Annotated in this window: 11 protein-coding genes; 8 read left to right on the top strand and 3 right to left on the bottom strand. The window is 58.3% G+C overall.

Annotation, left to right across the window (positions count from 1 at the left end):
* From PKC81_RS13965 to PKC81_RS13955, 3 genes are all read left to right on the top strand, one after another.
* On the top strand, nucleotides 1-730 hold a 730-nt coding region (locus PKC81_RS13965), incomplete at its 5' end, for an acyl-CoA dehydrogenase family protein (protein WP_324337120.1).
* A complete protein-coding gene (locus tag PKC81_RS13960) occupies nucleotides 730-1,569 on the top strand; it encodes a hypothetical protein (protein WP_324337118.1) in 840 nt (279 codons plus the stop codon). The genes PKC81_RS13965 and PKC81_RS13960, both read left to right, overlap by 1 nt.
* Nucleotides 1,566-2,300 (top strand): enoyl-CoA hydratase-related protein, encoded by a 735-nt coding sequence (locus PKC81_RS13955; RefSeq protein ID WP_324337116.1) that lies wholly within the window; start codon nucleotides 1,566-1,568, stop codon nucleotides 2,298-2,300. Before PKC81_RS13960 ends, PKC81_RS13955 begins: the two co-directional genes overlap by 4 nt.
* A gap of 6 nt (nucleotides 2,301-2,306) precedes the next feature.
* Here PKC81_RS13955 and PKC81_RS13950 read toward each other — a convergent pair whose 3' ends face one another.
* On the bottom strand, nucleotides 2,307-3,437 hold the full coding sequence (locus tag PKC81_RS13950; RefSeq protein ID WP_324337114.1) for a zinc-binding dehydrogenase: 1,131 nt from the start codon (nucleotides 3,435-3,437) through the stop codon (nucleotides 2,307-2,309).
* Between the two features lie 89 nt (nucleotides 3,438-3,526).
* The gene (locus tag PKC81_RS13945) at nucleotides 3,527-3,742 is read right to left on the bottom strand and encodes a hypothetical protein (protein WP_298600895.1); all 216 of its coding nucleotides are present in this window, start codon (nucleotides 3,740-3,742) and stop codon (nucleotides 3,527-3,529) included.
* Between the two features lie 63 nt (nucleotides 3,743-3,805).
* Between PKC81_RS13945 and PKC81_RS13940 the strand changes: the two genes are divergently transcribed.
* Nucleotides 3,806-4,759, top strand: coding sequence for a DMT family transporter (locus tag PKC81_RS13940; protein ID WP_324337112.1), 954 nt, complete (start codon nucleotides 3,806-3,808; stop codon nucleotides 4,757-4,759).
* On the opposite strand, the gene PKC81_RS13935 is transcribed toward PKC81_RS13940, so the two are convergent.
* Nucleotides 4,728-5,549 carry a carbon-nitrogen hydrolase family protein gene (locus PKC81_RS13935; RefSeq protein ID WP_324337110.1) on the bottom strand — a complete coding sequence of 274 codons (822 nt, stop codon included), beginning with the start codon at nucleotides 5,547-5,549 and terminating at the stop codon, nucleotides 4,728-4,730. The two genes, PKC81_RS13940 and PKC81_RS13935, sit on opposite strands and share 32 nt — an antisense overlap.
* 275 nt (nucleotides 5,550-5,824) lie before the next feature.
* Between PKC81_RS13935 and PKC81_RS13930 the strand changes: the two genes are divergently transcribed.
* The 4 genes from PKC81_RS13930 to PKC81_RS13915 all read left to right on the top strand — a co-directional run.
* A complete protein-coding gene (locus PKC81_RS13930; RefSeq protein WP_115549070.1) occupies nucleotides 5,825-6,073 on the top strand; it encodes a hypothetical protein in 249 nt (82 codons plus the stop codon).
* 139 nt (nucleotides 6,074-6,212) lie between these two features.
* Nucleotides 6,213-7,217: a UDP-glucose 4-epimerase GalE gene (gene galE, locus PKC81_RS13925; protein WP_324337108.1), complete on the top strand. Its 1,005-nt coding sequence runs from the start codon at nucleotides 6,213-6,215 to the stop codon at nucleotides 7,215-7,217.
* A gap of 45 nt (nucleotides 7,218-7,262) precedes the next feature.
* Nucleotides 7,263-7,829, top strand: a complete 567-nt coding sequence (gene hslV / locus PKC81_RS13920; RefSeq protein ID WP_324337106.1) for an ATP-dependent protease subunit HslV — start codon at nucleotides 7,263-7,265, stop codon at nucleotides 7,827-7,829.
* A gap of 19 nt (nucleotides 7,830-7,848) precedes the next feature.
* A partial coding sequence (locus tag PKC81_RS13915; protein WP_324337104.1) for an AAA family ATPase occupies nucleotides 7,849-8,162 on the top strand: 314 nt, incomplete at its 3' end.

The following is an 8,162-nucleotide window of genomic DNA, read 5'->3' as shown; positions in this document are numbered from 1 at the left end:
TTACATCGTCAACGGCCAGAAAATCTGGACGAGCCGCGCCGAACATTCGGACCTGATGCTGCTGCTTGCCCGCACCACACCCAAGGAGGAAGCCGCGAGCCGTACCGAGGGGCTGTCGGTTTTTCTGGTCGACATGAAGGAAGCGCTGGCCGCGGGTTCGCTCACCATCAACCCCATAGACACGATGATGAACCATGCGACCACGGCGGTCTTCTTCGACAATATGGAAGTGCCCGCCGCAAACCTGATCGGCGAAGAGGGCAAGGGCTTCCGCTACATCCTTTCCGGCATGAATGCCGAGCGGCTGCTGATCGCGGCAGAGTGCATCGGCGATGCCAAATGGTTCATCGAGAAGGCGACCGCCTACGCCAAGGAAAGGGTGCTGTTCGGGCGGCCAATCGGGCAAAATCAGGGCGTGCAGTTCCCCATCGCGCGCGCCTATGCGCAGATGCGTGCCGCCGACCTTCTCGTTCAGGAAGGCATCCGCAAATATGAAGCGGGCGAGAATTGCGGCGAGGAAGCCAATATGGCGAAGATGCTCGCCGCTGAAGCCAGTTGGGCGGCGGGCGAAGCCTGTGTGCAGACGCATGGCGGTTTTGGCTTTGCCGCCGAATATGATGTCGAACGCAAGTTCCGCGAAACCCGGCTCTATCAGGTCGCGCCAATCAGCACGAACATGATCCTCTCCTTTGTCGCCGAGCATGTTCTCGGCCTGCCGAGGAGTTACTGATGGGCGCGTGGGATGCCTGGATTGGCCGCCAGATGGTGCAGCGCGACCGGCTGACCCCTGCCCTGTTGCAACGCTTTCGGGCAACGATCGACAGCGCGGAAAGCGGCGATACCGCGCCACAAGCCATTCATTGGGTGCTGTGCACGCCCGAAGCGACAACCGCGCAATTGGGACTGGACGGCCACCCGCAGCGCAGCGACAGCCCGGGCAGCTTTTTCCCGCCTGTCCCGCACCCCCGCCGGATGTGGGCATCGAGCAAAGTCGAATTTATCGCACCTATCACCGTGAATACCGAAATAGAGCGTGTTTCGACCATCGCTTCGATCAGCGAGAAATCGGGTAGCACGGGCAGTCTGGTGTTTGTCGATGTCGAGCATGAGACCAAGGCCGATGGCATACTGGCGATCAGCGAGCGGCAAACGCTCGTCTATCGCGAGGCAAACACGGCAAAGCCTGCGCCAGCGCCGGAGCCCGTCGAGATCGATTTTAGCGAATGGGACTTCCATCGGACGCTGGTTCCAAACGAAGCGCTTCTGTTCCGCTTTTCCGCCATAACCTTTAACACCCACCGCATCCATTATGATGCGCCTTATGCGATCAACGAAGAGGGCTATCGTGGGTTGGTTGTCCATGGGCCGCTGACATCATCGCTGTTGCTTGATCTGGCAGCACGGCAATTTGGTGCAAACAGCGTCAGGCAATTTGCATTTCGGGCGCAAAGCCCGGCCTTTGCAGGCGAACCGCTCCATCTGGTCGGACGACGCGAGGGCGATGCGCTCACATTGGCGGCACTCAATCCGGCGGGGCAAACCGTCGTCGCAGCGGAGGGAAGTCTATGAACGATCTTGTTACCCGCGAGGACCTTGACGGCATCGCGATCGTCTCGCTCAACCGGCCTGACAAGCGCAATGCGCTCAACATCGCGCTGTGGCTTGAATTGGAGGCGCATATTGCCGCCATACACAAAGCGGGCGACGCATTCGGCGCCGTTATCTTGCGCGCCAATGGACCGGTTTTTTGCGCGGGCAATGACCTCAAGGATCGCGGAAGCGAGCTGCCCCGTCCCAATTTCCAGGCCTCGATCGTCACCGCACTGGCTACCCTGCCCCAACCGGTGATCGTTGCCGTACAAGGTGGCTGCTATACCGGAGGGCTTGAACTGGCTTTGGCGGGTGACATCATTCTCGCCGCCGAAAATGCCGTCTTTGCCGACACGCACGGCAAATTTGCGCTGGTTCCGATCTGGGGAATGAGCCAGCGGCTGCCCCGCCGTGTAGGCCAGTGGAAAGCGCGCGAAATGAGCTTCACAGGCCTTCCCGTATCGGGCGCAGAGGCAGCGCAGATCGGCCTTGCCAACCATGTCGTGCCCGATGCCGAACTCGATGCAAAAGCGCTCGAACTGGCCAGCGCCATCGCCGCGCAAAGCCGCCACAGCGTCTTTGCCTATAAGCAGCTTTATCTGGATCAGGCCGACCTGCCGCTCAATGCCGGGCTAGCCCACGAAGTGTTCAACAGCGTGGGCGTAGGTCCGGATTTCCTCGAGCGCGTCAGCGGCCAGTTCGGCAAGTAATCCCGCTTACGGCCTGATCAGATATTTCTCGCCGGTTTTCTTGGCATTATAGGCCTGCATCGTCGCGACATCGACTGCCTGCTCCAGGCTGACTTCATGGCTGTAATGGCTCTTGAACGTCGTGGTCAGTTCTGCGGCGACGCGGGCGCGCATCCGGCCGACGATTTCCGGGCCAGCTTTCGCCATAAAGGGCGTGAGCAACCAGCCGCTCAAGCTCCAGGTCAGGCCGAAATTGCGGTTGAGGATCGTCGGGCCAACGTCCAGTGCGCCATAGATATAAACCTGCTTCATCTGGTCTGAACCATAGCGGCTATAGGCCGACATGCGGCGCACAGCGGCTGCCTCCATAGCACTCAATATCTGCCCGGCGAGTTTCCCGCCGCCAATCGGATCGAAGCCCAAAAATGCCTCGGTTTCAGCGATAGCTGCGGTCAATTTTTCAACGAAATCTTCGTCATTGGAGTTGAGGACAATTTCAGCCCCGATGCCCTTGAGCAGCGCAACCTGCTCTTCGCTGCGGACGATGTTCACCAGCGGAATTCCGTCTGCTTTGCAGATCTTCACGAGCATCTGACCGAGGTTGGAGGCGGCAGCGGCATGAACAATCGCCTTATAGCCTTCCAGCTTCATCGTTTCGACAAAGCCAAGCGAAGTCAGCGGGTTAACGAAACAGGATGCGCCATCTTCAGGCGCGGTTCCATCAGGCAACGGCATGCACATTTGCGCTGCTAGGCAGCGATATTCGGCATAGATTTCACCGCCGATGAGCGCGACGGTCTTGCCCATCAGCGCTTGTGCTTCCGGCGAAGCACCGGCCGCTACCACGACACCGCAGCCTTCGTTGCCAATCGGCAAGGCCTGCCCGATGCGGCCAGCCATGAAGCGCATTCCGGCTTCGGGCACATTCATCGCGATACCAGGCAAGCCTGCACGTTCGATTGCCCGGGCGCTGGTCACATCCGCAGCCCCAACCATCAGGCCCAAGTCTGACGGATTGATCGGCGTGGCCTGCACCTTCACCACGACCTCATGGTCTTTCGGCGTCGGCATCGGCAGATCGGCCAGATAAAGCTCGAGCACGCCTTCCGGCTTCACTTCGGTCAGCATGGTACGGTTGGTTGCAGGCAGGTCGGACATATCTCTCTCCTCTTGCGCGTCCGGATTCGGTTCGCGTTTGAAACTGGGTTAGCGGAACGCGCTATAGGCTTCAACGTTGCTCTTGGCGATCAACCGGCTTTTACGGCAAGTACCGCTGCTATCAGCGTAATCCCCATCGCAAGAACGCTCAAACCCGTCCACGGAACGAAACCGACCTGGTCAAGCCGCTCGCGCTTCTGCCGTTTTCTATCGGCTAGCACGAATGTGACAGCCGCCAGGGCCGACAGAACGGCGATGACCGCCCACATGTGAAAATTCCAGTTTTCTGTCAGCCAGTCCATCATCGGGGCCAGATGCGCATGATCCCCTGTCATTGCAAGAGGCTGGACGGATGCGGATATCTGCCTATGCAAACGGCGATGACGGCTGAAACGACAATAACCAAGGCTTCGGCGCAAACAGGCCGGCGCCCGCTGCTGGGCATAATGCTGCGGCTTGCCGCGATGGCAGTGCTGGGTGTGATGTTTGCCTTGGTCAAACTGGCAGGGCAGCACGGTGTCCATGTTGCCGAAAGCCTGTTCTATCGCCAACTCGCCGGGCTGCCCGTGGCGATAGCCTGGCTCTGGTGGACTGGCGCGCTGTCCTCCATACGCACCGCCCGGCCGTTGCAGCACGGCCTGCGTATGATACTCGGCGTATCTGCAATGACACTCAATTTTTCGGCGATGCTGCTGTTGCCGATGGCAGAGGCGACTACCTTTGGCTTTGCCGCACAGATTTTTGCGACGATCCTTGCCGCTTTGCTGCTGCGCGAGCCAACCGGGCGCTATCGCTGGGGCGCTGTCGTCTTGGGCTTTATTGGTGTGGTGATCGCTCTCCAGCCAGGTGGCCAGACGGTTGCCCCTACCAGCGCCGCCGTAGCTTTGGGAGGGGCATTGATGACGGCTTGTGTGATCATCCAGCTGCGGCGGATGGCGCAGAGCGAGCCAGCAGGTGCCATCGTCTTCTGGTTCAGCCTCACCTCGCTGCTGCCGCTGGGCATTGCCGTTTTAATATTCGGGAAGAACCATGATATTTTCAGCTGGTCGATAATTGCGGGGCTCAGCCTGTCTGGTGCGATCGCACAAATATTGCTGACAGCCTCGTTGCGCCATGCATCGGTCGCGGCGATCATGACCATGGACTATAGTGCCCTGCTATGGTCGGCACTGATGGGCTATGCGGTGTTCGGAAACATACCCGGACATTCCGTATGGCTTGGCGCGCCGCTGATCATCGGCGCAGGCATGATCATCGCCTGGCGCGAACAGCATCTGGCCAGAAGGCGCGCTATGGAAGCGGCGGAATATCCCGTCGGTTAAGGTGAACCGGAATTTGCGCGCGCACTTCATCGACGCGGGCGAGATTTATATCGGCAAACCCCAGCCCTTCGCCCTCACCCATATCGAGCAACACCTCTCCCCAGGGATCGACCACGAGCGAATGGCCATAAGTCTCGCGGCCATCCTCGTGCTTGCCCGATTGGGCCGCAGCGATAACGAAGGCTGCTGATTCAATAGCTCTTGCCCTTAGTAAAACGTGCCAGTGCGCTTTGCCTGTAGGGACGGTGAAGGCCGCCGGCACCGCAAACAACCTTGCTCCGCCCCGCGCCAGCCGACTGTAGAGATCGGGAAAGCGCATGTCGTAGCAAATCGTCAGCCCCATCGGACCAAGCGGGGTGTCGGCCAGCACCGGGCTTTCGCCCCCGACATATGCCGATGACTCCCTCCACGATTCGCCAGTGGCCAGATCGACGTCGAACAGGTGCATTTTGTCATATCGCGCGACGACTTGGCCGGAACTGTCAATAAGAAGCGTGCGGTTGGCCATCCGCTCTTCTGCACGTTCTGACAATACCGGCACCGATCCCAAATGAACCCAGATACCCAGCTCTCCTGCCATACTTGCCAGTAACCGCAGCGCCTTATTCTTGTCCTCCCACGTGATACTGGATCTTGCGCGCTGGCGGTTTCGGTCGAGCAACAAGGACATTTCGGGTGCGAAATAGAATGCGGCGCCACGCACCTTAGCTTCTTTCATAGCGGCGACCATTGCGGCGACGTTTCTCTCAACGTCAGTACAACTGTTCATTTGATGAACCGCAATTAGCATGGTTCTAATACCCCTCTACAAAGCAATTCATCCAGGCTGCCAAACAAATACTTTGAACAAAACCAGATGATGAAAACTTACAACTTTAGGCAATAGGCAGTTAACCTGCGTTTACATTAGGCTCCACTGTGTCGGCTGCGCAACAGTCCCCCAACCTATGAAGAGAAAATGAGATTTTGCAATTTCGACGTCGATTCACGGGTTGCGCCAAAGCGCGGTTTGTGCCAGTAAGACCATGGTGTGTTTAAAACCACATTCAAAAAAGGAGCCAAAAAATGCGTTTCGGTAAAGTTTCGCTCGCTGCAGTGGCTGCTGTTGCTCTCGCCGGTGCCCCGGTGATCGCACAGGCTGCTGCTCCTGCAAAGCCCGTCGCTGCCAAGGTGCAGCGCGCTGGTGCCGCTAAGGAAGAAAGCAAGCTCGGCGGCGGAAGCGGTGTCATCATCGCTGTTCTCGCAGCTGCAGCTGTAATCGCCGGTATCGTTATTGCCTCGGGCAACGACGACGACGCTCCGACCAGCCCCTGAGCTTGGTCTGAGACTAAAAGGAAAGGCGGCTTTTCGGCCGCCTTTTTTTTAACTTTCGCAGGCGCAAATCTGGTAAATTCGATCAGAGCAAAGTGATTTTGTTAACCAAAGCATCACTCTCATCGGCTATCTTCCGGCCATGACAAAACAACTCAAGGTTCTCGTTACCGGCGGTGCCGGCTATATCGGCAGCCACGCCGTTTTAGCTCTGAAAGATGCCGGACACAGCCCCGTCGTCATCGACAATCTGGTTACGGGCTTTCGCTGGGCGGTCCCCGAAGATGTGCCCTTTGTCGAAGGCAATATTGCCGACGAGGCTTTGGTCGCTGCCACGCTGCGCGATCACGGTATCGACGCCATCATGCATTTTGCCGGCTCCATCATCGTACCCGAATCAGTCGAGAACCCGCTTAAATATTATCGCAACAACACCGCCGCGAGTCGCAGCCTCATAGAATCGGCTGTGAACACTGGCGTGAAGCATTTCATCTTCTCCTCGACCGCCGCCACCTATGGCATCCCCGAATCGAGCCCGGTGCGCGAAGACATGCCCAAACTGCCGATCAACCCCTATGGCATGTCGAAGCTGATGACAGAGCATATGCTCCGCGATGTCGCTGCGGCACATGATTTCAATTACTGCGCGCTTCGTTATTTCAACGTCGCAGGTGCCGACCCACTAGGCCGCACCGGCCAATCGACCGCAGGTGCAACCCATCTGATCAAGGTCGCCGTCGAAGCTGCTTTGGGCAAACGCGATTCGGTCGCCGTTTTTGGCACCGATTATGCGACAGCAGATGGCACCGGTGTACGCGACTATATCCATGTCAGCGATCTGGCCGCCGCGCATGTGATTGCACTCGAAGCATTGGTTGCCGATCCGTCCACCAGCCACACGCTCAATTGCGGCTATGGCCATGGCTATTCGGTCATGCAGGTGCTCGATGCCGTCGACCGCGTCACCAATCTGAAGATAGAGCGCAAAATCGAAGGTCGCCGCGCAGGTGATCCCGATGAACTGATTTCGGACAACCGCGAAATCAAGGCCCGTTTTGGCTGGCAACCCAAATATGACGACCTTGACACCATCGTCACCCATGCCCTGCAATGGGAACGCAAGCTGGGCGAACGCGCCCAAGTCTAGTTGCCATACTTGCACTGTTAGACCATGCGCCCCATATCCGGCGCTATGGACAATCAAGCACATAACAACCCGTCGACCTGGTACGGCACGACAATCCTTTCGGTCCGCAAGGGCGGCAAGGTGGTGATCGCAGGCGATGGCCAGGTCTCGATGGGGCAGACGGTGATGAAGCCTAATGCCAAGAAGGTCCGCCGTCTGCATGATGGCAGCGTGATTGCAGGTTTTGCCGGGGCTACCGCTGACGCCTTCACGCTGTTCGAACGGCTCGAAAAGAAACTGGAGGCGCATCGCGGGCAATTGATGCGCGCTGCCGTCGAACTCGCCAAGGACTGGCGGACGGATAAATATCTGCGCAATCTGGAAGCGATGATGATCGTCGCCGACAAGGAAGTGACGTTAATTCTCACCGGCAATGGCGATGTGCTTGAACCGCTTGATGGCATTGCGGCGATCGGTTCAGGCGGCAATTATGCGCTTTCCGCAGCGCGAGCGCTGATGGACTATGAGGCCGATGCCGAAAAGCAGGCGCGCCATGCGATGAAAATCGCCGCCGATATTTGTGTGTACACCAACGACCAGTTGACGGTCGAAAGCATGGACAGCGTCAGCTGATCCCGGGAATCCTGATATTATGAGCCAGAATTTGACGCCGAAGGCGATTGTAGCCGCATTGGACGAGCATATCATCGGTCAGGCCGACGCCAAGCGCGCGGTCGCGGTAGCACTGCGTAACCGATGGCGCCGCCAACGCTTGCCTGCCGAATTGCGCGACGAAGTAACGCCCAAGAATATCCTGATGATCGGCCCCACCGGTTGCGGCAAGACCGAGATCAGCCGCAGACTTGCCAAGCTGGCCGATGCGCCCTTCATCAAGGTGGAGGCGACGAAGTTCACCGAGGTCGGCTATGTCGGCCGCGATGTCGAGCAGATTGCCCGCGATCTGGT

Source organism: Sphingorhabdus sp. (assembly GCF_035329025.1).
Lineage (GTDB): Bacteria > Pseudomonadota > Alphaproteobacteria > Sphingomonadales > Sphingomonadaceae > Sphingorhabdus_B.
Note: the sequence above shows the minus strand (reverse complement) of the source record. Positions and strands in the feature narration are given on the sequence as shown.

Excerpts from the sequence above, each read along its gene's own strand:
- galE (WP_324337108.1), top strand. The coding sequence starts at position 6,213 with ATGACAAAACAACTCAAGGTTCTCGTTACCGGCGGTGCCGGCTATATC.
- PKC81_RS13955 (WP_324337116.1), top strand. The coding sequence starts at position 1,566 with ATGAACGATCTTGTTACCCGCGAGGACCTTGACGGCATCGCGATCGTC.
- PKC81_RS13940 (WP_324337112.1), top strand. The coding sequence starts at position 3,806 with ATGCAAACGGCGATGACGGCTGAAACGACAATAACCAAGGCTTCGGCG.
- PKC81_RS13945 (WP_298600895.1), bottom strand. The coding sequence starts at position 3,742 with ATGATGGACTGGCTGACAGAAAACTGGAATTTTCACATGTGGGCGGTC.
- PKC81_RS13960 (WP_324337118.1), top strand. The coding sequence starts at position 730 with ATGGGCGCGTGGGATGCCTGGATTGGCCGCCAGATGGTGCAGCGCGAC.
- hslV (WP_324337106.1), top strand. The coding sequence starts at position 7,263 with ATGGACAATCAAGCACATAACAACCCGTCGACCTGGTACGGCACGACA.
- PKC81_RS13950 (WP_324337114.1), bottom strand. The coding sequence starts at position 3,437 with ATGTCCGACCTGCCTGCAACCAACCGTACCATGCTGACCGAAGTGAAG.
- PKC81_RS13935 (WP_324337110.1), bottom strand. The coding sequence starts at position 5,549 with ATGCTAATTGCGGTTCATCAAATGAACAGTTGTACTGACGTTGAGAGA.
- PKC81_RS13930 (WP_115549070.1), top strand. The coding sequence starts at position 5,825 with ATGCGTTTCGGTAAAGTTTCGCTCGCTGCAGTGGCTGCTGTTGCTCTC.